The 21,244-nt window shown below is 68.6% G+C and carries 20 protein-coding genes; 10 read left to right on the top strand and 10 right to left on the bottom strand.

Going from position 1 to position 21,244, the window contains the following annotated elements:
• Positions 1-72: 72 nt before the first annotated feature.
• The 3 genes from B5557_RS27790 to B5557_RS27780 all read right to left on the bottom strand — a co-directional run bounded on the left by B5557_RS27790 (position 73) and on the right by B5557_RS27780 (position 3,328).
• Positions 73-852, bottom strand: coding sequence for an HAD-IIA family hydrolase (locus B5557_RS27790; protein ID WP_079662019.1), 780 nt, complete (start codon positions 850-852; stop codon positions 73-75).
• Positions 853-997: 145 nt separating this feature from the next.
• Complete coding sequence (locus tag B5557_RS27785; protein ID WP_079665034.1) at positions 998-1,966, bottom strand: hypothetical protein; 969 nt, start codon at positions 1,964-1,966, stop codon at positions 998-1,000.
• A 174-nt stretch (positions 1,967-2,140) separates the two neighbouring features.
• Positions 2,141-3,328, bottom strand: a complete 1,188-nt coding sequence (locus tag B5557_RS27780) for an ROK family transcriptional regulator (RefSeq protein WP_079662018.1) — start codon at positions 3,326-3,328, stop codon at positions 2,141-2,143.
• A 56-nt stretch (positions 3,329-3,384) separates the two neighbouring features.
• On the opposite strand from B5557_RS27780, the gene B5557_RS27775 reads away from it, so the two are divergent.
• Together B5557_RS27775 and B5557_RS27770 are read left to right on the top strand one after the other, a co-directional pair.
• The gene (locus B5557_RS27775) at positions 3,385-4,464 is read left to right on the top strand and encodes a Gfo/Idh/MocA family protein (RefSeq protein WP_079662017.1); all 1,080 of its coding nucleotides are present in this window, start codon (positions 3,385-3,387) and stop codon (positions 4,462-4,464) included.
• Positions 4,464-4,970: a heme-degrading domain-containing protein gene (locus B5557_RS27770; protein ID WP_079662016.1), complete on the top strand. Its 507-nt coding sequence runs from the start codon at positions 4,464-4,466 to the stop codon at positions 4,968-4,970. Before B5557_RS27775 ends, B5557_RS27770 begins: the two co-directional genes overlap by 1 nt.
• A gap of 53 nt (positions 4,971-5,023) precedes the next feature.
• On the opposite strand, the gene B5557_RS27765 is transcribed toward B5557_RS27770, so the two are convergent.
• The 3 genes from B5557_RS27765 to B5557_RS27755 form a co-directional block, all read right to left on the bottom strand.
• Positions 5,024-5,881, bottom strand: coding sequence for a fumarylacetoacetate hydrolase family protein (locus B5557_RS27765; protein WP_079662015.1), 858 nt, complete (start codon positions 5,879-5,881; stop codon positions 5,024-5,026).
• A 119-nt stretch (positions 5,882-6,000) separates the two neighbouring features.
• Entirely contained in the window at positions 6,001-6,699 is a 699-nt protein-coding gene (locus B5557_RS27760; RefSeq protein WP_079665033.1) for a YidC/Oxa1 family membrane protein insertase, read from the bottom strand.
• Positions 6,700-6,831: 132 nt separating this feature from the next.
• Entirely contained in the window at positions 6,832-7,143 is a 312-nt protein-coding gene (locus B5557_RS27755; protein WP_079662014.1) for a DUF6412 domain-containing protein, read from the bottom strand.
• A gap of 193 nt (positions 7,144-7,336) precedes the next feature.
• Here B5557_RS27755 and B5557_RS27750 point away from each other — a divergent pair, with 193 nt between their 5' ends.
• Together B5557_RS27750 and B5557_RS27745 are read left to right on the top strand one after the other, a co-directional pair.
• Positions 7,337-8,092, top strand: a complete 756-nt coding sequence (locus tag B5557_RS27750; RefSeq protein ID WP_079662013.1) for a hypothetical protein — start codon at positions 7,337-7,339, stop codon at positions 8,090-8,092.
• On the top strand, positions 8,085-8,468 hold the full coding sequence (locus tag B5557_RS27745; protein WP_079662012.1) for a GntR family transcriptional regulator: 384 nt from the start codon (positions 8,085-8,087) through the stop codon (positions 8,466-8,468). Before B5557_RS27750 ends, B5557_RS27745 begins: the two co-directional genes overlap by 8 nt.
• Positions 8,469-8,480: 12 nt before the next feature.
• Here the strand turns inward: B5557_RS27745 and B5557_RS27740 are convergent, their stop codons facing one another.
• Complete coding sequence (locus B5557_RS27740) at positions 8,481-9,332, bottom strand: class E sortase (RefSeq protein ID WP_079662011.1); 852 nt, start codon at positions 9,330-9,332, stop codon at positions 8,481-8,483.
• Positions 9,333-9,521: 189 nt separating this feature from the next.
• Between B5557_RS27740 and B5557_RS27735 the strand changes: the two genes are divergently transcribed.
• Together B5557_RS27735 and B5557_RS27730 are read left to right on the top strand one after the other, a co-directional pair.
• The gene (locus tag B5557_RS27735; RefSeq protein ID WP_079662010.1) at positions 9,522-10,997 is read left to right on the top strand and encodes a glycoside hydrolase; all 1,476 of its coding nucleotides are present in this window, start codon (positions 9,522-9,524) and stop codon (positions 10,995-10,997) included.
• Between the two features lie 132 nt (positions 10,998-11,129).
• A complete protein-coding gene (locus B5557_RS27730) occupies positions 11,130-12,146 on the top strand; it encodes a hypothetical protein (RefSeq protein ID WP_079662009.1) in 1,017 nt (338 codons plus the stop codon).
• 7 nt (positions 12,147-12,153) lie between these two features.
• On the opposite strand, the gene B5557_RS27725 is transcribed toward B5557_RS27730, so the two are convergent.
• The gene (locus B5557_RS27725) at positions 12,154-12,930 is read right to left on the bottom strand and encodes an SDR family NAD(P)-dependent oxidoreductase (RefSeq protein WP_079662008.1); all 777 of its coding nucleotides are present in this window, start codon (positions 12,928-12,930) and stop codon (positions 12,154-12,156) included.
• A gap of 561 nt (positions 12,931-13,491) precedes the next feature.
• On the opposite strand from B5557_RS27725, the gene B5557_RS27720 reads away from it, so the two are divergent.
• Together B5557_RS27720 and B5557_RS27715 are read left to right on the top strand one after the other, a co-directional pair.
• On the top strand, positions 13,492-15,237 hold the full coding sequence (locus B5557_RS27720) for an ABC transporter substrate-binding protein (protein WP_107472637.1): 1,746 nt from the start codon (positions 13,492-13,494) through the stop codon (positions 15,235-15,237).
• Between the two features lie 100 nt (positions 15,238-15,337).
• Positions 15,338-15,838, top strand: a complete 501-nt coding sequence (locus B5557_RS27715; RefSeq protein WP_079662007.1) for a hypothetical protein — start codon at positions 15,338-15,340, stop codon at positions 15,836-15,838.
• A 121-nt stretch (positions 15,839-15,959) separates the two neighbouring features.
• Here the strand turns inward: B5557_RS27715 and B5557_RS43900 are convergent, their stop codons facing one another.
• The gene (locus B5557_RS43900; RefSeq protein ID WP_159424437.1) at positions 15,960-16,115 is read right to left on the bottom strand and encodes a hypothetical protein; all 156 of its coding nucleotides are present in this window, start codon (positions 16,113-16,115) and stop codon (positions 15,960-15,962) included.
• A gap of 295 nt (positions 16,116-16,410) precedes the next feature.
• Between B5557_RS43900 and B5557_RS43895 the strand changes: the two genes are divergently transcribed.
• Positions 16,411-16,806, top strand: a complete 396-nt coding sequence (locus tag B5557_RS43895) for an RICIN domain-containing protein (protein WP_159424436.1) — start codon at positions 16,411-16,413, stop codon at positions 16,804-16,806.
• A gap of 113 nt (positions 16,807-16,919) precedes the next feature.
• On the opposite strand, the gene B5557_RS27705 is transcribed toward B5557_RS43895, so the two are convergent.
• A complete protein-coding gene (locus B5557_RS27705; RefSeq protein ID WP_159424435.1) occupies positions 16,920-17,924 on the bottom strand; it encodes a YDG/SRA domain-containing protein in 1,005 nt (334 codons plus the stop codon).
• Positions 17,925-18,082: 158 nt separating this feature from the next.
• On the opposite strand from B5557_RS27705, the gene B5557_RS27700 reads away from it, so the two are divergent.
• Complete coding sequence (locus tag B5557_RS27700) at positions 18,083-21,244, top strand: DEAD/DEAH box helicase (protein ID WP_079662004.1); 3,162 nt, start codon at positions 18,083-18,085, stop codon at positions 21,242-21,244.

The raw sequence follows: 21,244 nt of genomic DNA, 5'->3' as shown, positions 1-21,244 counted from the left end.
GACCTGACCCGATGCGCATCCGCAGACGGCCCTCACTGCTCCGTATGGGTGGGTTCCGCCGTGGTGCGGGTTTCAGACGCGGTCGACGAGGTCCGCGATCGAGTCCACGACCTTCGACGGCCGGTACGGGAAGTTCTCGACCTGCTCGGGCCGGGTCAGGCCGGTGAGCACGAGGAAGGTCTGCATCCCGGCCTCCATGCCGGCCAGTACGTCGGTGTCCATGCGGTCGCCGATCATCGCGCTGGTCTCGGAGTGGGCGCCGATGGCGTTCAGCCCGGTGCGCATCATCAGCGGGTTGGGCTTGCCCGCGAAGTACGGGGTCTTGCCGGTCGCCTTGGTGATCAACGCGGCGACGGCTCCGGTGGCCGGCAGCGCGCCCTCGGCGGAGGGGCCGGTCTCGTCCGGGTTGGTGCAGATGAAACGGGCGCCGTCGTTGATGAGCCGGACGGCCTTCGTCATCGCCTCGAAGGAGTAGGTGCGGGTCTCGCCCAGGACGACGTAGTCGGGCTCGTGGTCGGTGAGGATGTAGCCGATGTCGTGCAGCGCGGTGGTCAGCCCCGCCTCGCCGATCACGTACGCCGTGCCGTCGGGCCGCTGGTCGCCGAGGAACTGGGCGGTGGCCAGCGCGGAGGTCCAGATGTTGTCGATCGGCACGTCCAGGCCCATGCGCTGGAGGCGGGCATGCAGGTCCCGCGGGGTGTAGATCGAGTTGTTGGTGAGGACCAGGAACGGCTTGCCGGACTCGCGCAGCTTCTTCAGGAAGGCGTCGGCGCCGGGGATCGGCACGCCCTCGTGGATGAGCACACCGTCCATGTCGGTGAGCCACGACTCGATGGGCTTGCGGTCTGCCATGTGCGGGATCTCCCTGCCGTACGCATGTACGCGGTTGCTGCGCGGGTACGCGGTTGCCGCGTACGCCGCCCCAGCCTAGCCACAGCCCCGATCTTGAGGGAATGGCCGGATTCCAGGCGTCCACTGACTGGGATGCGCCCCCGCGTCAACGACGTCGACGCGCTGCTCGGCGGGCCGGTCGGCGGGCCAGCAGCAGGGCCGTTCCGGCGGCGAGGAAGCAGGCGGTGACCGCGGCGAGGCCGACAGGTGAGGTGAGACCGGTGCGGGCGAGCTCCGCGGCCTCGTCGGCGAGGGAGAGGTGGCCGGAGTCCGTGGCGGAGGCGGCGGGGGTGGGGAGGGGAGACGCGAGGGACGTGGGGAGAGACGTTGAGAGAGACGTGGGGAGGGAAGTGCCCGTGGGGGCGTGCGTGAGGGCGCCCGAGTCGGGGGCGGTGCCGGCCTCGATGTCGGTGTCAGCGTCGGTATCGGTGTCGCTGTCGGCGGTGGCGGTGGCCGTGGCCGTGGGAGTGGGAGTGGGAGTGGGAGTGGCGTCGGAGTCGATGGCGAAGCGGTAGTCGTTCGACTGTCCGATCCAGTCGCCGTCGTCACCGTGGCGCTGGACGACGGCCGCGTTGGCGGTGACGGTGTTCCGGACGGCGTCCGAGCCGAGCGCGAGGCGCAGCTTGACGGTGAGGGTGCGGCCGGGACCGACAGTGAAGCCGGGGAAGTCGTCGGCTTCGTCGGCGTGCTCATCGGCGTGCTCGTCGGTGAACGCCCCGACCAGTTCGTCGTCTTCCGTGGACACGAAGCGGACCGGGTGCGGCTCTTTGCCGACGTAGAACTCCAGGTGCGGCTGGGACGGCTTCAGGGCGCGCCGGGCGTCGACCAGGACGACGACCGGATGGACGCCCTCGCAGGCACGACGGGTGGTGTTGGTGAGGTCGAGATACCAGATGCCGAATCCGCCCCCGGCCCGGAAGGAGGCGGGGCCGCCGTGGAGGCGGGTGGTGAGGGGGAAGGCGCCGGTGTCGGGGCCCGCGCAACTCGGGCCGGCTTCCGCGTGCGCGGACGCGGGGAGGAAGGCGGCGGCCGCGGCGAGGCAGAGGGAGACAGGCGGGCACAGTCGCATGAACACGTGAGCCTGCACGAAGGAACGGCGCGAAAAGCCACGGCACACCGCACGACCGTACGAATCCCCTCGTTCGGCGGAGGGATTGAGGGACTGAGGAACTGAGGGGCGGAGGGGCGGAGGGGCGGAGGGGCGGAGCCGAACGGGGGGCGAGAACGGGGGAGCCGAGGAGAGACGGGGTCAGCCGTCCCCGCGGCCGAACACCGGTGCCAGTAGCAGTTGGGCCGCGCCCTCCGCGACGCCGCGGGCGCCGCCGGGAGCGAGGCGTACCGGTACGGCGCCCTCCGGGGATCCCTCACGGCGGGCCCGGGCGTCGAGGACGGCGGCGACGCCGTGCACGAACGGCTCCGGGTCGGCCGCGATCGTACGACCGCCCAACAGCACGGCGTCGATGTCGAGCAGTGCGGCCAGGTTCGCGGCGGCCTCGCCGAGTACGCGTGCCGCCTCGGCCGCGTCCCCCCGCCCGATGGCCGCCAGGCACAGCGCCTCGACGCAGCCCCGGTTGCCGCAGGTGCAGGGCGGCCCGTCCAGCTGGATGACCTGGTGTCCGAACTCCCCCGCGCCGGTGCGGGCGCCACGGTGGACGGTCCCGCCGATCACCAGGCCGGCGCCGAGGCCCGTCCCGAGGTGGAGGCAGGCGAAGGAGCCCGGCTCACCTCCGACGGCGAGGCCGAGCGCGGCCGCGTTGGTGTCCTTGTCGACGACCACCGGTGTCCCGAGCCGCGCCGCCAGCACGTCCCGCAACGGAAACCCGTCCCACTCGGGAAACCCGGTGACCCGGTGCAGCACACCATGGGCATGATCAAGGGGGCCGGGAAGAGCCACCCCGACCCCGAGAAACGTGCCCAGCGCAAGGCGCTGTTCACACTCCCCGGCGGACGGCGCCCCGCCACCCCCGGCCCCACCCGGCACGACAGCCGCCCCCAACTCCCGTGTGACCGCTGCCACCTGCCTCACCACCGCGCCCAGCACTGCCTCCGCTCCCGCGCCCAGCGACAGGGGGGTGCTCCGCTCTCCGACCACCCGCCCGTCGAGGTCCGCCAGGACCACCCTCAGCTCGTCCCGGTCCAGGTGGACGCCGACCGCGTGGCCGGCGTCGGGGACCAGGCGCAGGACCGTGCGCGGCTTGCCGCCGGTCGAGGCGCGGTGGCCCGCCTCCGCCGCCAGCCCGTCCTCCCGCAGCCGCGCGGTGATCTTGCTGACCGCCTGCGGGGTGAGCCCGGTGCGCTCGGCGAGTTCGAGCCGGCTGATGCCGTCCGGGCCGGCCGTGCGCAGCAGGTCGAGCACGAGCGCGGTGTTGTGACTGCGCAGGGCGAGCAGGTTCACCCCTGCGCCTGTGGTGCGACCGCCGCCGTCCGTCCTGTTCACGCCCCCATTCTGCCCTCTGCTTGCACTTTGGCAACAGCGTTGCGAAAGTGGATGCCATGACAGGTACTCCTCTCCGCGTGGGCCTGATCGGCTACGGCCTCGCAGGCTCCGTCTTCCACGCCCCGCTGATCGCCGCGACCGAGGGCCTCGTCCTCGACACGGTGGTCACCTCGAACCCCGAGCGGCAGGAGCAGGCCCGCGCCGAGTTCCCGGACGTACGCGTCGCCGCCACCCCCGACGACCTGCCGGCCCGGGCCGGCGAGCTGGACCTGGTCGTCATCGCGTCCCCGAACAAGACGCATGTGCCGCTCGCGACGGCCATGCTGAAGGCCGGTCTGCCGGTCGTCGTCGACAAGCCGGTCGCCGGCGCCGCGGCCGAGGCGCGTGAGCTGGCCGCCCTCGCCGAGGAGCGCGGCCTGCTCCTGTCCGTCTTCCAGAACCGCCGCTGGGACAACGACTTCCTGACCCTGCGAGGGCTCCTCGCCGACGGCGAACTGGGCGACGTGTGGCGCTTCGAGTCCCGGTTCGAGCGGTGGCGGCCGCTGCCGAAGGGCGGCTGGCGGGAGTCCGGCGACCCGGCAGAGATCGGAGGTCTCCTCTACGATCTCGGCAGTCACGTCGTCGACCAGGCGCTGGTCCTCTTCGGCCCGGTGGTCTCCGTGTACGCCGAGACGGACGTGCGGCGGCCGGGCGCGGAGACCGACGACGACACGTTCATCGCGCTGACGCACGCGAACGGCGTCCGCTCCCACCTGTACGTCTCCGCTACGACCGCCCAGCTCGGCCCGCGCTTCCGCGTACTGGGCTCGAAGGCGGGCTATGTGAAGTACGGCCTGGACCCGCAGGAGGCGGCGCTGAGGGACGGCGAGCGCCCCGGCGCGACGGCGGACACGGCCTGGGGCACGGAGCCCGAGGAGCTGTGGGGCCGTCTCGGCGCCGGAGAGTCGCCGCTGACCGGCGGTGGACGACCCGTACGGACCCTCCCCGGCGACTATCCGGCCTACTACGCTGCGGTGGCCAAGGCACTGATCGACGGCGGTCCCAACCCGGTGACCGCTGTCGAGGCGGCTGCCGCCCTCGATGTCCTGGAGGCGGCCCGCCGTTCGGCACGAGACAAAGTGGCGGTGACGCTGTAATGGGCACCCACGAGATCACCCCGAAGTTCACCCCGGAGATCACCCCGACCCTGGAGGAGCTCCAGGGCCAGGAACGGCGGCTGGTCTTCCGCCAGTTCACGAACGACGACGCGTGGGCGCTCGGCTCACTGCTGGTGGAACTGGCCCGCGAGCGCCAGGCGCCGGTCGCCGTCGACATCCACCGCGCCGGCCAGCAGCTCTTCCACGCGGCCCTGCCCGGCTCGACCCCGGACAACGACGCCTGGATCGCCCGCAAGCGCCGAGTGGTGCAACGCTTCGGCGCCTCCTCCTACCTGGTGGGCGCCCGCCACCGCGCCAAGGGCACGACGTTCGAGGAGTCCTCCCGCCTGGACCCCGACGAATACGCGGCCCACGGCGGCTCCTTCCCCATCAACGTGGAGGGCGTGGGCATCGTGGGCGCGGTGACGGTGTCCGGCCTCCCCCAGCTGGAGGACCACCGCTTCGTGGTGGAGGTACTGGAACAGTTCCTGGAGAAGTACGTGTAGGCGAGACGCCTCCAGGGGCGCGGGCACGGTTGCCCGGCCCCCGGGGCGGAGCGTCACGCGTCCTTGAACTCCTGGCGTTGCCTGCCCAGCCCGGAGATCTCCAGCTCGACCACATCGCCGGCCCGCAGGAACGGCTTGGGCTCGGGTGCGCCCAGCGCCACGCCCGCCGGCGTTCCGGTGTTGATGACGTCGCCGGGGTACAGCGTCATGAACTGGCTGACGTACCGCACGACCTCCCCCACGGGAAAGATCTGCTCGGCCGTCGTCCCGTCCTGCTTCAGCTCCCCGTTGACCCACAGCCTCAGGGAGAGCTCCTGCGGGTCGGGCACGTCGTCCGCCGTCACCAGCCAAGGCCCCAGCGGGTTGAACGTCTCGCAGTTCTTGCCCTTGTCCCAGGTCCCGCCCCGCTCGATCTGGAACTCCCGCTCGGACACGTCGTGCGCGACGGCGTACCCCGCGACATGCGCGAGCCCTTCCTCCGCCGACCCCAGGTAGCGGGCCGTACGCCCGATGACGACCGCCAGCTCCACCTCCCAGTCGGTCTTCGCGGACCCGCGGGGGACGAGCACGGTGTCGTACGGCCCCACGACCGTGTCCGCCGCCTTGAAGAAGATGACGGGCTCGGCGGGCGGCTCGGCCCCCGTCTCCCGGGCGTGGTCGTGGTAGTTCAGCCCGATGCACACGATCTTGCCGATCCGGGCCAGCGGGGGCCCGACCCTGAGCCCGGCCGGGTCCAGGACGGGCAGCTCACCGGAGTCGGCGGCGGCCCGGATCCGGCCGAGGGCCTCGTCGTCGGCGAGCAGCGCGCCGTCGATGTCGTCCACGACACCCGTCAGGTCGCGCAGTGTGTCGTCGGCTTCGAGCAGTGCGGGGCGCTCCACGCCCGCCGTACCGACTCGCAGCAGCTTCATGGTCCGTCACCGTCTTCCTAGATCGCGGAGCGTCCGCCGACGGGTGCAGCCATCGGATGACTGGCCGATACTCCAAGCTGGACGTCCACTCCGCAATACCCGGTTCACGTACTGGACCGTCACCTGTACAGGACGGCTCGTTCGACGGCGCTCCAGGTCGAGCTGGTGATCACGTACAGCGCGGCGGCCAGCGGTACGACGGCCACGGTGATCAGGGTGAAGAAGGACATGAACGGCATCACCTTGGTGAGGGCGCCGATCCCGGGCACGTCCTGGCCGCCGGTCTCGGGCAGCGGCGTCCGCTTGGCGCGCACGTAGTTGAAGGAGGCGACGGCGGCGACGAGGGCGAACAGCACGAGGTAGACCACGCCGGCCCCGCCGACGAGCCCGGTCCCGGCGAGCGCGTCGGTCCAGCGGTCGCCGAGGGGCGCGGCGAGCAGCCGGTGGTCGAGCAGTTCGTTGGCCGCGCCGTCGATCGAGGAGCTGGAGAAGAGGCGGTAGAGCACGAAGAACGCGGGGAACTGCAGCAGGCTGGGCAGGCAGCCCGACAGCGGTGACACCTTTTCCTCGGCGTGCAGTTCCAGCACGGCCTTCTGGAGCCGCGCGGGGTTCTTCGCATGCTTCCTGCGCAGCTCGGCGACCTTCGGCTGCAGTGCCGTCCGGGCCTTCTGACCGCGGGCGGCCGCCCGGGAGAGGGGATGGACGAGGAGTCGTACGAGTGCCGTGAACAGGACGATCGCGGCGGCCGCGGCGGATGTGCCGAACAGCGGGTGGAGCAGGTCGGCGAGCCGGCCGACCAGGTCGGCGAAGACGGACATGGGTGCGGACATGAGTACGGACATGGGGGAGGAGCCCTCCGGGGGTTCTCGTCGTGCCGGGATGGGTGCCGGAATGTTCCGGGCGTGGCGGCAGGACGACCCGCGCGGGGCCACGAGGTCGGGAGTGAGGCCCTACGCGACGGTCGTCGGGAGGGCGTGGCCGGGCGCCCTGGGGCGGGGCCGGCCGGAGGCGTCGGGGTCGCGTTGCGGCAGGAAGGCCGTACGGCGGGCCCGGTCCCTGATGGCCGTGCGCACCCGGGTGGGCGGGACGGCGGGGGCGCTGCGCGCGGCGATGAGCGTGCAGACGGCGAGCGCGGAACCGGCCGCGGCGGTCGCGGCCAGCGCGACGGCGGCGGAGAGGCTGCCGGCGTCGAGGAGGAGGACGTCGAGCACGAGGAGGAGCAGGAGCGGCGCGGAGCGCGCGGTGAACCGACTGCGGATCACGCTGCTTCCCCCTTCCTGCACCGGACCATCGGTATGGATCTCCCTTCGTTTATACCTCAGTTGAGGCACCCCAGGGACGAAGTTCTCGCTTGTATCAAGTGTTTGACACAAGGTGCGGTCGACGGCATCTTGTACTCACCACTTGATACAAGCGTCACACTCATCGTTCGCATGACTCACCGGGGGACTCGACATGCTCGACACCGTCTCGCCCGAAAGACTCCTGGCCCGCGCCGATCTCTGCGCCCGTTGGGCCGGGCTGGCGTTGGGCGTCGTGGTCGCCCAGGCGCTGGCCACCATGGACAGCGACGACATGGCCATGCCGTTCGTCTCCGCCGTCACGGCGTTCGGCCTGTGTGCGGTCGGCGGGGTCCTGCTCGGCGACTCCCTCACCCCCGCTCCGCTGGAGGCGGTCCGCACCGCCGTCCTCGCCCCCCGCCGGGTCCGGGACCACGTACCGCCCCGCATGGCCCCCCTGCTCGTCTTCCAGGCGGCCTGCATCGCCGTCCTGCTGACGATCGGGGCCGCCGCGGCCTCCCCCGACAGGGCCGGCCGGACGGGCCGCACCCTCGCCGTCACCTGCTCCACCGTGACCAGGCACCTCGGCCCGTGGCCCGGCCTCTACTACGCCACCCCGGTCCTCGTCTCCCTCACCCTCGGCACCGCCGCCTGCGTCTGGTCCCTGCGCCGCATCGCCCATCGCCCCGGGGACAACCAGCAGCGCCACGACCGCAGTTGGGCGATCACCGGAGCCTGGGGACTGCTGGTCTCCAGCCAACTGCTGCTCGTCGTCGGGATGATCGCCAGGGTGCTGTTCTACTCGAAGTGCGCCGGAATGCTGGGCAACGTCACGGCCCTGGTGATCTACCCCCTGGGCCTGCTGAGCCTGTTCGCCCTCGGCTGGTCCCTGTTCACCATCGTCGCGCCCCGGGCCGTGGACGATGAGTGAACCCGCCGTCCGCGTCGACACCACCAGCCAGGTGCCGCCGTACGAGCAGATCCGCGCCCAACTGGCCTCGTTCATCGTCACCGGCCGACTGGTGGAGGGTGAACGGCTGCCGACCGTACGGCAGTTGGCCGCCGATCTGGGCCTGGCGCCCGGCACGGTGGCCCGCGCCTACCGTGAGCTGGAGGCCGCCGAACTGATCCGCACCCGCCGGGGCGCGGGCACCCGGGTCGCGGCTCTCCCCGCCGAACCCCAGCACCCCGACGCCGACCGACTCACCACCCTGGCCCGCGACTTCACCTCGGCGGCCCGCGCCCTGGGCGCCGGCACCGAGACCATCCTGAACGCCGTACGGGAGGCACTGGAGCAGCGGCCGTGAGCCGTCGTCAGCCTAGGACTTCGGCTTCGTGGAGGTCAGTTCGCCCCAGACGACCAGCCGGTAGCGGGAGGTGTACTCGGGGGTGCAGGTGGTGAGGGTGACGTAGCGGCCGGGGGTCTCGTAGCCGTAGGCGGGCTTGGTGAGGGAGCGGGGCACGGGCCGGATGACGCCCGAGTCGCGGGGTGAGGTCTGCGGCAGGATCTTGTCGACGGTGTAGGTGTAGGTCGCGTTGCGGGTCTCCACCTCCACCTTGTCGCCCTTCCTGAGGTGGTTGAGGTACCGGAACGGCTCACCGTGGGTGTTGCGATGCCCGGCGACCGCGAAGTTCCCGCCCTGGCCCGGCTGTTGGGTGCCGGTGTAGTGGCCGACGTACCCCTTGTTGAGCACGTGCTGCTTGCTGGTTCCCTCCGCGACGGGCACCCGCAGGTCGAGGCGGGGGATGCGGAGGACTGCGTAGGCCTGGGAGGAGCGGGGGGTGACGGCCGACGACGACGCGTCTCCGTTCCCGTTCCCGTTCCCGATCCCGTCTCCGTCTCCGTTCCCGTTCCCTGTACCGTCGCCGCCACCGGACTGGGCGGGCGGGCGACCGTCGTCGGAGCCGTCGGCAGCGGAGCCGGAGCCGGATTCGCCGCCGTCGCGCCCGTCGCCGCCGGCCCCCCACTCCCGTTCCAAGGCCTCCACTCTCCGCTCGGCGCCGTCCTTCGCCTCCCGGTTGGTCCACCACAGCTGGTGCACGACGAGAAGCAGGACCAACACCCCGGCGGTGACGAGCAGTTCGGCACCGCTCCAGAGCACCCGCCGGTACCGGGCGCGCCGTCGCCGGGTGCTGTGCCGTACGAGGGGAATCCGCACGCGGGGCACCATAAGGGGTAGGGGACAAGGTCTCCAGAGCCGTACATACGAGACCTGTCCTGTTCGCCCTGTCGAACCCCTCCTCGCCCTTTCTCCACAGGTTTGAGAAAGGGCTGTCAGAACTCTCGACAACCCCAGGCGTCGCACCCGATGCTTCGTGTCGGCCGAACGGGACCGGCCTCGACTCGAAGCGGAGAAGCCATGATCCGACGCAGGACACTGCTGGCGGCCACGGGCGGCGCGCTCTTCGGAAGCGCCCTGGCGACGGGCACCGCCCACGCCGACGCGACGATTTCCGTCAATCCGTCGACGACGTACGGCACGTGGGAGGGCTGGGGCACCTCCCTGGCCTGGTGGGCGAACGTCTTCGGCGCCCGGGACGACTTCGCCGACATCTTCTTCACGACCAAGTCGGTGTCCTACAACGGCAGGACCCTCCCCGGCCTCGGCCTCAACATCGCCCGCTACAACCTGGGCGCGTGCAGCTGGAACACGGTGAGCGGCACGTCGATGGCGGTCTCCGCCAACATCCCCCGGTTCAAGCAGATCGAGGGCTACTGGCAGGACTGGAACAACGAGGACCCGACGTCCTCGGCCTGGGACTGGACGGCGGACGCCAACCAGCGTGCGATGCTGCAGAAGGCGACGTCGCGGGGCGCCACAACGGAACTCTTCGCCAACTCCCCCATGTGGTGGATGTGCCTGAACCACAACCCGTCGGGCGCCTCGGACGGCGGCAACAACCTCCAGTCCTGGAACTACCGCCAGCACGCGTCGCACCTCGCGGCGGTGGCGCTGTACGCCAAGAACAACTGGGGCGTGAACTTCGCGACCGTCGACCCCTTCAACGAGCCGTCGTCGTCCTGGTGGACGGCGACCGGCACGCAGGAGGGCTGCCACATGGACGCGACCGTCCAGTCGGCCGTACTGCCGTACATGCGCGGCGAGTTGGACAAGCGCGGCCTGACGGGGACGAGGATCTCCGCGTCCGACGAGACGAACTACGACCTGGCGCGTACGACGTGGAACTCCTTCTCGTCGACGACGAAGGGGTACGTGAACCGGGTCAACGTCCACGGCTACCAGGGCTCGGGCGGCCGCCGCGACCTGCTCTACACGGACGTGGTGACGACGGCCGGCAAGGCCCTGTGGAACTCCGAGACCGGTGACAAGGACGGCACCGGCCTCACGATGGCGAGCAACCTGCTCTACGACTTCCGCTGGCTGCACCCGACGGCATGGGTCTACTGGCAGGTCATGGACCCGTCGGCGGGCTGGGCGATGATCGCGTACGACCCGAGCACGCTGGCGGCCGGCGCGGTCACGACGAAGTACTACGTGATGGCCCAGTTCAGCCGTCACATCCGCCCCGGCATGACGATCCTCGACACCGGCGTGAGCTACGCGGCGGCGGCGATCGACAAGGCGGCGAAACGCCTGGTGATCGTCGCGGCGAACACGTCGACCTCGGCCCAGACCCTGACGTTCGACCTCTCCCGCTTCACCACGGTGAGCGGCGGATCGGGCGGCCTGGTCCCCCGCTGGAACACGGTGACGAGCGGCACGGGCGACCTCTACACGTCCCACTCCGACATCCACCTGAGCGGCAAGACGATCAGCGTGCCGTTCGCGGCGGGCGCGGTGCAGACGCTCCAGGTGGACGGGGTGACGATCTAGACGACCCGGAGGATCTGGCGGATCTGGCGGATCTGGCGGATCTGGCGGATCTGGCGGTGGCCGTGAGGTGATATGGGCCTCTGGCCTGCAGATACCTCTCTTTCGTCACCGGGCGGCGCTACGGTGTCCCCCATGCGCCCCGACACGCCTGCCGAGAACGTCGACCACACCGCCGAAGCGGCACGCCTGGAGCGGACCGCCGGCCTGTATCCCGAGGATGCCGAAGCCCTGCTGCTGCAGGCCGCGGCTCATCTGGAACTGGCCGGCGACCGCCCCGCCGCGACGACCCTCTACGACCGCCTACTGTCGGCCCCGGGCGGGCTGGACGCCCCCCACCTGGTCCGCGCCCTGAAGGCCTCCAACCTGTGGGAGTACGGCCACGAGGCCGAGGCCCGAGCGATCATCGACGGCATCCGCGCCGCGGCCCCCCGCGACCCGGCCCCCTGGGTGATCGTCGCGGAGTCCCTGGAATCCCACGACGAGCTGGAAGCGGCCCAGAAGACGTTCACCGAGGGCGTCAGCCTGCTCCTGGCGGACGCGCCGGAACCCCCGCACGCGTCACATGCGCTGCTGTTCGGCCGCCACCGGGTCCGCAGGATGCTCGGCGTGGCCCACGACGAGTGGGACCTGCTGGCGGACACCCTGCACTCGCTGCCCGTCTCCCTGGACGAGCTCCACGACCCGAAACGCGTCTGGTCCCTCGGCTCGGACAACCCGGCGGAACTGGAGGCCGAGATCTCCCGCCTCCGCGCCGAGCTGGGCGCCTACCGGGAGGAGCTGTCCCGCCCGTTCCCGGTGGCGGTCCTGCACTGGCCGGCGAGCGAACTGACGGAACTGGTCACCGCCTACCCGACCCTGGAGGCGGAGTACCCCTCCCACGAGACCCACCTCGCGACGATAGAGGCCTCACTGAGGGAACTGTCGGCCTCGGGGACGGGCAACCTCGGCATCGTCACGGGCACGGTCCCGTCGTACGAGGCATTCGCGGCCTCGGAGGCGACCTCCCCGGGCGACGCCGACCTGCTGCCCCAGTACGCGACGACGCTGGCGGCCCGGGGCCGGGCGGTCGGGTGGCCTCCGGAGCGGGGCGCTGGATGCTGGTGCGCGTCGGGGACGGCTTACGAGGCGTGCCACGGGGTGGGGGCGTAAGAAGGGCTCAGGCGACGCTCGGTCCGTCGGGCCGCAGCGCGTCCGAGATGGACTTGACGCCGCCGTGCGCGCTGAAACCCCCGTCGACGGGGATCTCCGCTCCCGTGATGAAGGAGGACGCGTCGGAGAGCAGGAAGACGATCAGGGGCGCGACGTCGTCGACGGTGCCGCTACGGCCAAGAGGCGTCTCCCGGATGGTCGTCTCACGGAAGGCCGGGGTCGCGGCGGCGGTCATCTCCGTCTCGATGTAGCCGGGATGCACGGTGTTGACCCGGATCCCCAGCGGCCCCAACTCCGTGGCCGCGACCTTCGAGACGCCCCGCAGCGCCCACTTGCTGGCGGTGTAGGCCACCGGGTAGTAGCCGGTGTACGCGGTGGACGAACCGACGTTCACGATGGACGAGCCCGGCGGCATCAGCGGCGAGAGGTACTGAATACCCAGCACCGGCCCGACGGTGTTGACGGCATGAACCCGCCCGAAATCCTCCGCCCGCACCTCCCCGAGCCGCGCCCGATGAATGACACCCGCGTTGTTGACCAGCCCGTGAACATGCCCATACGTCTCACGAAGTTCGGCGGCCAGATCCGCCCAGTCCCCCTCACTTGCAACGTCGAGCCGCCGGCAGTCCCCTTCGGAACGAACGTCAGTGGCGATCACCGTGGCGCCGGCGCGGGCAAGGGCCTCGGCTTCGGCGGCGCCCTGGCCTCGGGCGGCACCGGTCACCACTACGACCTTGCCGGTGAGGGGGCGAGAGGGGTCATCGCCTTCGGGGGTGCGCGTCATAGCGGACAACATAGCTTCGGCAGATGACGTAGAGCTTCGGCATAGTCGAAATTTGCTAATTTAATTGCGCTTTGTTTCGGATGTATCGAATATCCCCTGAAAGGGCAAACCGTCCGTTAACTTCGGCGAAGGCGGCCGTAGGTACGGCGAGGTCGGGCGTGAGGGGGCTGCATGCTTGTCTGGCAAGCGTGTGCTTGGGGCGGGCTTGGCGTGCTCCTCAACGAAGCGTGGATGCTGTCCCTACTCCTGTCGAAAGACGCGGGATGGCCTTGGCGGAGCAAACGAAATAGGAGGTTCAGCCCCTATTTCGGCGCTTTGGGGCTTCGCCTTTTCATGGGCACCGGCGTGCCGTTCCTTTATGCGTCCACGAGTCAGATCTCGGGCCCGCTGGCAGCTGTCACCCTGGGTATCACCGCGCCACTCGCCATTGCGCAACTTGCCGCTCAAGCCCCGCCTCCGCCCCCTCCGCCTGCCCCTGAGCCAAAGCGTGCGCCCCGTCGACTGCCCGTTTCCAGCTCTCTACTGCCCTCCGAGGTCGCCGCACCCGAAGAGGGGGTCTAAATGGCTGCCAACGGCTTCGAACAGTTCCGCCGGGCTCTGGTGGGGCCGCTCTCCGATGCGCGGGCGCCCTTGACGCCGCGTAGCACCTACTGGAGTTGGTTCCGGGCAGCCCTGGCGTTCCAGCCCGTACGCCCTCCGCTCTCCGACAGTCTCCGATTCGGTTCCGATCTCTTCGACGCCGATCTCTTCGACGCCGACCTCGCCGGCGCCCCGTCCGCACGCCCCAGCGCACCTACACCGCTGTCCGGTCCGGCGGTCAAACCGTGGCGCAAGGGATGGACACGGCTGCGGCACTCCGGCGTGGCCGCCGCGGTCAGCGCGGCACTCGGCGTGGTGGCCGCCATCGGGTCCACAGGCGGGTACGGGTTGTACCTCCACGCCCAGCACGGGCAGGAGGGTTTCCGGCAGAAGCATTGCGGGACGTCGAACCCGGCACTGGTGACGAGGGCCGACGGCGAGTGCACGGGAGTCACCGACGGCAGTGACGGCCCCGGAGTCTTCGGTACCGCTCTCGAACCCGTATTGGCCGCCCTGCGCGCCGAGAACAGGGAAGCAACCCGTGGTGGCCGGTACGTCACGGTCGCGTTCCTGGCGCCGCTGTCCTCAGCCGACGCGACCAACGGCCAGGCACTGGATCAATTAGTCGCGGAGGCCGAGGGCGCCTATACCGCGGTGGAGCAGGCCAACGCCGCGGACAGCAGCACAGCCAAGATACGTCTGGTTCTGGCCGGCATGGGCAGCGGCGAACGGCACTGGAAGGACGCTGTCGACCAGCTGAAACTCGAAAGGAACCTGGTCGCCGTCACCGGAATGGGACTGGCCCGTGGGGAGTCCGTCGACGCCGCCCGTGAGCTGAGCGACGCCGGCATCCCCATGGTCGCCGACCTCATCACCGCCGACGGTTTCGACACCGGCGCCGTCGACGACAAGGGGCCGATCAAAGGCCTGGTCCGTGTCGGCTTCACCAACACGGCGCTGCTCACAGCGGTCGGCAAAGAACTGGCCGGTCAGAAACACACCGCCGCGGTGGTCAGGTCGGTGACCTCCAACCAAAGCCCGGATCCCTACACCGAGTCCCTCTACCACGACTTCCTCAGCCTGAACGGACTCAAAAAGCATCTCCTCCCCGAAGCGGGATTCCCCGTCGACCCCAGGCGTGGCCCGAACTCCTTCCTCAACATCATCGGGCCACTCTGCGACATCGCCCCCGCCATCGACACGGTGTACTTCGCCGCCCGGGAGAAATACCTGCCCGACTTCCTCACCGCGCTCAGCCAACGCCCCTGTCGCCAGCGGCAGCTCACGGTGGTCACCGGATCGGGCACAGCGGACCTGCACCTCACCACGGACGCCCTGCGCCGGCTCGACGCCTCCATCACCGTGCTCTATGCCTCCCTCCCCACCTCCACCGCTCTGCAAAGCGACTCCAACCGCGACCGCTCCCTGTACGACGACTTCCTGCAAGCCTTCACCCGCGACCACCACGGACAGGCATTCGTCGCCGCCCACGCGACCCTCGGACACTCGGCCGTCCTCGCCCACGACGCCGTCCTGACCGTCGCCACCGCCATCCACCAGGCCGCCACCACAGCCACCGACCTGCCCGGTCGCTACGCCGTCCGCGACCAGCTCTACACCCTGACCGACAACGCGGTCCCGGGCGCCGGCGGCCGCTTCGGCATCGACGCCACCGGCAACCGCACCACCGCCCCCGTCACCGTGAACCGCCTGAAGGGGACCCCCTGACCTCCGGCCCGTTGCCGGATTCGCCGGTCGCCCACCCGGGGAGACCTGTTGAATGGCGTGGCTGAAGGTCCGTCACTCGACTGGTCACAGGGGGCTGTGGATGTTGTCGGAAATCTTGGTCGCGCTTGCCGCTTCGGGCGGAACAGCGGTGGTGACGGCGGCGGGAACCGACGCCTGGATCGAGACCAGAACCACGGTGGCCCGGCTCCTGGGCCGAGACGGCCAACGCGAAGAAGTGGTGCTGCAGCGCCTCGACCAGACTGCCGCCGACCTCGCACGAGCAGCCGTCGGCGACGACGCGGAGAGAGTGCTGGTGCGCATGCGCGCCGACCAGGCGGGCTCCTGGACGACGCGTTTCAGGGACCTGCTCCAGGACCTCCCCGAACGGGAGAGGAACGAGGTCGCCAGCGAGCTGGAGGCGCTGGTCGAGCATGTCCGACGGCACGCTCCCGGCTCCGGCGCCTCGGCAGGCTCCGGCGGCGTCGCGGCCAACGGGGATGTGATCATCGATGCCACGGGCGGATCGGTGGCTGCCGGTGTGATGCATGTGCAGGGAGGCGTACACCTGGACCCTCCCAAGCCGGGGGCGGCCCAGCACTGACCGCCCCCGGCTTGTCAGGTCCACAGCAGCCGAGCGGCAGCCGTACGCCTTCCGGAAGGCTGCGGCACGCTTGGGGCTTCGGCGCACACGGTGACGGCGGCCGTCCCCCGCGCATCACCGCTCACACCGCCGTCACGGCCACCCACGGGGGCGTGGCGATCGGCCACGCCGAGAACGTCGCCATCGCCGAGAACGTCGCCGACCGGGACCGGCGCGTACGCCGCTTGCGCATGGTGATCGTGCCCGTCGTCGTGGCGGGCGGCACGATCACGGCCATCGCCCTCCTCCCAGGCCTCCCGAACTCCTCCCCCAGATCATCAGGCCCCGAGCGCACTCTCCCGGCGCCCTCACTGTCGCCCCCCACGTCGACCTCCCCATCGCCCTCGCCTTCCGGCTCCCCGTCCGCCATCCGCTCCCCGTCGGCCCCGGCCCCCCGCGCGAGCGGCTCCGCGGAGCCCGTAGCCCAGCCGGTACAGACCAGAACCAAGCCCAGGTCCAACACGGGGAGCACGCCCGACGCGGGAACACCACCCCCCGCGAAGTCCGACTCCGCCACCCTCTCCCCGGGATCCGTGTCGACCCTCCGAAACGCCTCCAACGACCAGTGCGTGTACGGCAGCGACGGCGACGTCTACCCCGGCTTCGGAACCTGCAGCTCCAGCGACGCCTACACATGGACGCTGCGCTCCACCGGCGGCGGCACCTTCGAACTGGTCAACCGCGCAAACGGAAAGTGCCTGTCGGCACCCTTCAACAACGACTACTCGACCCAACTGGAAGCCTGCGACGCCCCCGGCGGAACCGGCTACGTCAAATGGAGCCTCGGCACCTCCACCTCGGCAGGCCAGCCCTTGAAGAACACCAACACCGGCCACTGCCTGGAGATCGCCGCCCCATCCTTCGGCGGCGCCACGCAGGTCATGGTGACCACCTGCAACGGCACGCGCCGGGAACAGCTGTGGAAGTAGGCCGGTTCCGGCCCGGCCCGGCCCGGAACCGGCCTCCGGCCACCTCGGCCGCTGACGGCGGTGCGGGGCCGGGGCGTTGGGCGGGAGGGAGCGCCTTCGGGGCCGAAGCACTACTAGGAGTTCTGGCCGAGATTCCCTCGGCTCTCCCACCACTCGCGGTGATAACGGATGTACTCCGGATGCACCCGATGCCAGCCCTTGGTCCTGAGTTTCGGCAATATCGGTGCGCCGAACATGGCTGCACGCACAACGATTGACCAATCCTTCTCCACAACCACCGCGCCAACGTCCAGTCGTACGTGGCAGTTGGGGCAGACACAAAGAATATTTGGCTCAACATCAGGCCCATTGTGAGGTCCTCCCAAGGGCCTGATATGCGCACCCTGGCTGTGCGGCGCACCATCCGGGCCGAGCAAGCGGAGCCCGCAGAGCTGGCACTCTCCGTCGTAGAGGGCCTTGACACGTTGTGACGTTGCCGCGCTGCGCATGAGGCGCTTGACCGACACGGTCCGCACCTCTGGATACCTCTCCTCACCCTCTTCCGCGTGGAGCTCCTCCACTTCTTCGAGCATCTCGGCCATACGTCGCTCTACCGACGTGAGTCCCTGCTGTGAGTCAGGCAGTCGCTCCAGGTCAAACTGGCAAATCTTGATCTCGGACCCATCAGGACCAGGCCACTTGGATATAGCCGTACGAAAGTCCGTAACCTTGAACAAACCGTCGTATCGATATCCCTTAGGCGGCGAGTACCGCTCGTCACCCTCGTATCCGCGGATTACGCGAATGGGGTATTTGCGCTCACAACTGCGCTTGAGGGCAGCATTATCGACGTATGACCACGATTGACTGCGAAGAAGCCTGCCGGTCTCGGAGTCACGATCCTTGCCTTCCGACGCACCCGTGTACTTCATGGTCGTCCAGTGATCGTCATCGTCCACATACCCACCGTTGAGGACGATCGCGTCGGCAACCGGCAGGCCATCCTGCTCATCCTTGAGCCAGGAGATACCCTTTTGGTTCGTTTGGTGGAGCTTTGCGCCCATCACCTTGAGTCGGCTTCTGAAGTGGTCTCCCACGACGACACCCTCAATGGACCCGATCACCCGTTTGATTTCCACGCGCCCATACTGGACCGACTTCGATCGATCCAGTCAACTAAATAATCAGACCTGACCAGGCGGAGCGCGTGATCCAGCCGCTCCACCCCTACATCTGTCCGTGTCAGTGCCCTCTGTTACACATAGGGCAGCTGTCCAAGCGAGCGGGGGAATCCGACATGACCAAGCCAGACGAACCTTCGGGACCCTCCGCGGGCCTGTACGAGGAGCTCATCACGCTGCGCTTCGAGCAGCAGCTGAAGGAGCTCACCAGCCTTGGTTGGCATCCCGTGAGTGAGGCAGTGGGGCCAGGATCGGTGCCGCACGTCTTGGCAAGGCATGTCGCAGGAACAGTCCGGCGTGTCCTCCAGAACCTTCCGGCAGAGGAACGTGTCTACGCGGCGAACCACATCCTAGAATCCATCAGCACGCTGGATGGAGCGCAGGAATGGATAGAACTCGTAGCGGACGGCCCGCGCCAACTCCTCGCGATCACCCGCCAAGAGGCCCCGGGCGTCTTCGCCGTGCGGCCGGGCATCCCGCTCTCCGACGCTGCCCTCATTACCAACTCGCCCGAGGATCCGAGCCTCGGCTTCGAGCTCCGCGCCGAACTCGCCACCGCCGACAGTGTCGACCTGCTCTGCGCCTTCGTAAAGTGGCACGGTCTGCGCATCATCGAGCAGTCCTTGAAAGCAGCCCATGAGCGGGACGTGCCGATACGGGTCATCACCACGACCTACATCGGGGCCACCGAACGCCGTGCGCTGGACCGGTTGGTGCAGGAATTCAACGCCGAGGTCAAGGTCAACTACGAGACCCGCACGACGCGGCTGCATGCCAAGGCTTGGCTTTTCCGTCGCAAGAGCGGCTACGACACGGCCTATGTCGGCAGTTCCAATCTCTCCAAGGCGGCGCTTCTCGATGGCCTGGAGTGGAATGTTCGGTTGTCTTCCGTCGCCACTCCCGACGTGCTGCGAAAGTTCGATGCCACGTTTGAGGCCTACTGGAGCGATCCTGCGTTTGAAATTTACGACCCCGAATCTGACGGAGAGCGACTTCAAGAGGCTCTTGCTATCGCAGGTGGCACGTCGTCGACCAGTGCCGCCGACCGTGGGATCACGTTGTCTGGCCTGGAAGTACGGCCGTATCCACATCAGCGCGACATGTTGGAGCGGCTGGAGGTGGAGCGGGAGGTACACGACCGGCACCGAAATCTGCTCGTAGCGGCCACCGGCACCGGCAAAACTGTCATGGCAGCCCTTGACTACAAGCAGTTGAAAAAGAAGCACGGCCGTGACCTGCGACTCCTGTTCATTGCTCACCGAAAGGAGATCTTGCAGCAGTCAATGCGGACCTATCAGGACGTGCTGGTGGATCCCAACTTTGGTGAAGCCTTCCACAGTGGCGACAACCCAGAGCACTGGACACATGTGTTCGCCAGCGTGCAATCGCTGAACGCCAAGACACTCGACCGGTTCTCCCCTGACCACTTCGACGTGATCGTGATCGACGAGTTCCATCACGGGACATCACCAACGTACCGAAAGATCGTTGATCATTTTCAGCCGCTGGAACTGCTGGGGCTCACGGCGACACCGGAGCGCATGGACGGCAAGAACATCCAGGACGAATTTTTTGACGGCCGGATCGCCGCCGAAATGCGCTTGTGGGAGGCGCTGGAGAATGAACTCCTCAGTCCCTTCCACTATTTCGGCATTAGCGATAACACTGACCTCAGCACGGTGGAGTGGAAGCGCGGAGCGTATGACGCAAGCGCTTTGAGTAACGTCCTGTCAAACAATCTCAGGCGTGCACGACTGGTCGTGAAGGCGGTCCGGGAGAAGATAGCGGAGCCCGCAGGAATACGCGCCCTGGGATTCTGCGTATCGGTCACTCACGCCCACTTCATGGCAGAGGCCTTCCGAACGGCCGGCCTGAACGCCATTGCGCTGTCCGGCGAGACCCCTACCGAACAGCGCAGGCAGGCGCTCGCGGACCTGAGGTCCGGAGCGCTCCAGGTGATCTTCTCCGTCGACCTCTTCAACGAGGGGCTCGATATCCCTGACGTAGACACCCTGCTCCTACTCCGCCCGACCTCCAGTGCGACCGTGTTCCTGCAGCAACTCGGCCGCGGCCTCCGCCGCACTGAGGACAAGGCGGTGCTCACCGTGCTCGACTTCATCGGGCAGCACCGCAAGGAGTTCCGCTTCGAGAACCAGTTCCGCGCGCTGACGAACCTGACCCGAAAGCGCCTGCTGGACCACATCGAGCACGACTTCCCTCAGCTCCCGTCCGGCTGCGAGATCATCCTTGAGGAGAAGGCGAAGAAAACCATCATCGCCAACATCAAGGAGCAGATCAGCGTCAATGTAACGGCGTTGGCCCGCGAGGTGGCTGACTACGCCGAGCCACAGCTGAGCCGATACCTGGAAGAGAGCGGCCGTGAACTCAAGGAGCTTTACCGAGGCAATGGCAACTCCTGGACTGGGCTGCTCCGCCGCTCAGGACTCCTCAAGGGAGAGGCACCCGAAGGTGAAGCGGCCTTTCTCAAGCGTGTCTCCTCCTTCCTCCACGTGGACGACCCGCTGCGGGTGGCTGCCTACACCCGACTGCTGGAGGATGCCGCTCCCGCCTATAGCGAGCTCGACGAGCAGGGCCAGGCCTACGCCCGCATGCTCTTCTTCCAGCTGTGGCCCCTCGGCGGTGTGACACGGAAGGGATTCACGCATTACGACGCTGGGTTTGCGATGTTGCGTAAGCAGCACGCTGTGCGTAGCGAGCTGCGTCAGGTATTGGCATACAACCTTGCTCACACCGAACACGTCCCAATCGCACTCCTCGGTATGGGCGGTGAGACCGGAATTCCGCTGACGGTGCGTGCCTCCTACACTCGCGAAGAGATCCTGCCGGCTCTTGGTCAGTCCGTAATTGGTGGCTTTATGCCTGGGGACTTCCGTGAGGGCGTGAAGTGGTGCGAGTCGATCAAGACCGACGCTCTACTCATCACCTTGGAGAAGGACGAGAAGGACTTCTCCCCGCAGACTCGCTACCACGACTACGCGCTGAGTGAGACTCAATTCCATTGGGAGTCCCAAAACCAGATCTCAGAATCCTCCCCCACCGGTCAGCGCTACCAACACCACGTGACAAACGGCAGCCACGTCCTGCTTTTCGTGCGGCGGTACAAGACCTCTGACATCGGCGCGTCACAACCATGGATGCTGCTTGGCCCTGCCGAGTTCGAGGGTCACACCGGGAGCAAGCCGATGGCCATCACCTGGCGGCTCAAGCACAAGATCCCGGCGGATGTCTGGACGTACTCGACAATCAAGGCCGGGTGA

The sequence above is a fragment of the Streptomyces sp. 3214.6 genome (genome assembly GCF_900129855.1).
Classification (GTDB): Bacteria; Actinomycetota; Actinomycetes; order Streptomycetales; family Streptomycetaceae; genus Streptomyces; species Streptomyces soliscabiei.
The sequence above is the reverse complement of the archived record's forward strand: the minus strand, read 5'-3'. Positions and strand labels throughout refer to the sequence as shown.

Coding starts and splice junctions, on each gene's coding strand:
- B5557_RS27750 (WP_079662013.1), top strand. CDS start 7,337: ATGCTCGACACCGTCTCGCCCGAAAGACTCCTGGCCCGCGCCGATCTC.
- B5557_RS27775 (WP_079662017.1), top strand. CDS start 3,385: ATGACAGGTACTCCTCTCCGCGTGGGCCTGATCGGCTACGGCCTCGCA.
- B5557_RS27700 (WP_079662004.1), top strand. CDS start 18,083: ATGACCAAGCCAGACGAACCTTCGGGACCCTCCGCGGGCCTGTACGAG.
- B5557_RS27790 (WP_079662019.1), bottom strand. CDS start 852: ATGGCAGACCGCAAGCCCATCGAGTCGTGGCTCACCGACATGGACGGT.
- B5557_RS27770 (WP_079662016.1), top strand. CDS start 4,464: ATGGGCACCCACGAGATCACCCCGAAGTTCACCCCGGAGATCACCCCG.
- B5557_RS43900 (WP_159424437.1), bottom strand. CDS start 16,115: ATGGCCGTGATCGTGCCGCCCGCCACGACGACGGGCACGATCACCATG.
- B5557_RS27730 (WP_079662009.1), top strand. CDS start 11,130: ATGCGCCCCGACACGCCTGCCGAGAACGTCGACCACACCGCCGAAGCG.
- B5557_RS27715 (WP_079662007.1), top strand. CDS start 15,338: ATGTTGTCGGAAATCTTGGTCGCGCTTGCCGCTTCGGGCGGAACAGCG.
- B5557_RS27760 (WP_079665033.1), bottom strand. CDS start 6,699: ATGTCCGTCTTCGCCGACCTGGTCGGCCGGCTCGCCGACCTGCTCCAC.
- B5557_RS27725 (WP_079662008.1), bottom strand. CDS start 12,930: ATGACGCGCACCCCCGAAGGCGATGACCCCTCTCGCCCCCTCACCGGC.
- B5557_RS27765 (WP_079662015.1), bottom strand. CDS start 5,881: ATGAAGCTGCTGCGAGTCGGTACGGCGGGCGTGGAGCGCCCCGCACTG.
- B5557_RS27740 (WP_079662011.1), bottom strand. CDS start 9,332: ATGGTGCCCCGCGTGCGGATTCCCCTCGTACGGCACAGCACCCGGCGA.
- B5557_RS27735 (WP_079662010.1), top strand. CDS start 9,522: ATGATCCGACGCAGGACACTGCTGGCGGCCACGGGCGGCGCGCTCTTC.
- B5557_RS27720 (WP_107472637.1), top strand. CDS start 13,492: ATGGCTGCCAACGGCTTCGAACAGTTCCGCCGGGCTCTGGTGGGGCCG.
- B5557_RS27745 (WP_079662012.1), top strand. CDS start 8,085: ATGAGTGAACCCGCCGTCCGCGTCGACACCACCAGCCAGGTGCCGCCG.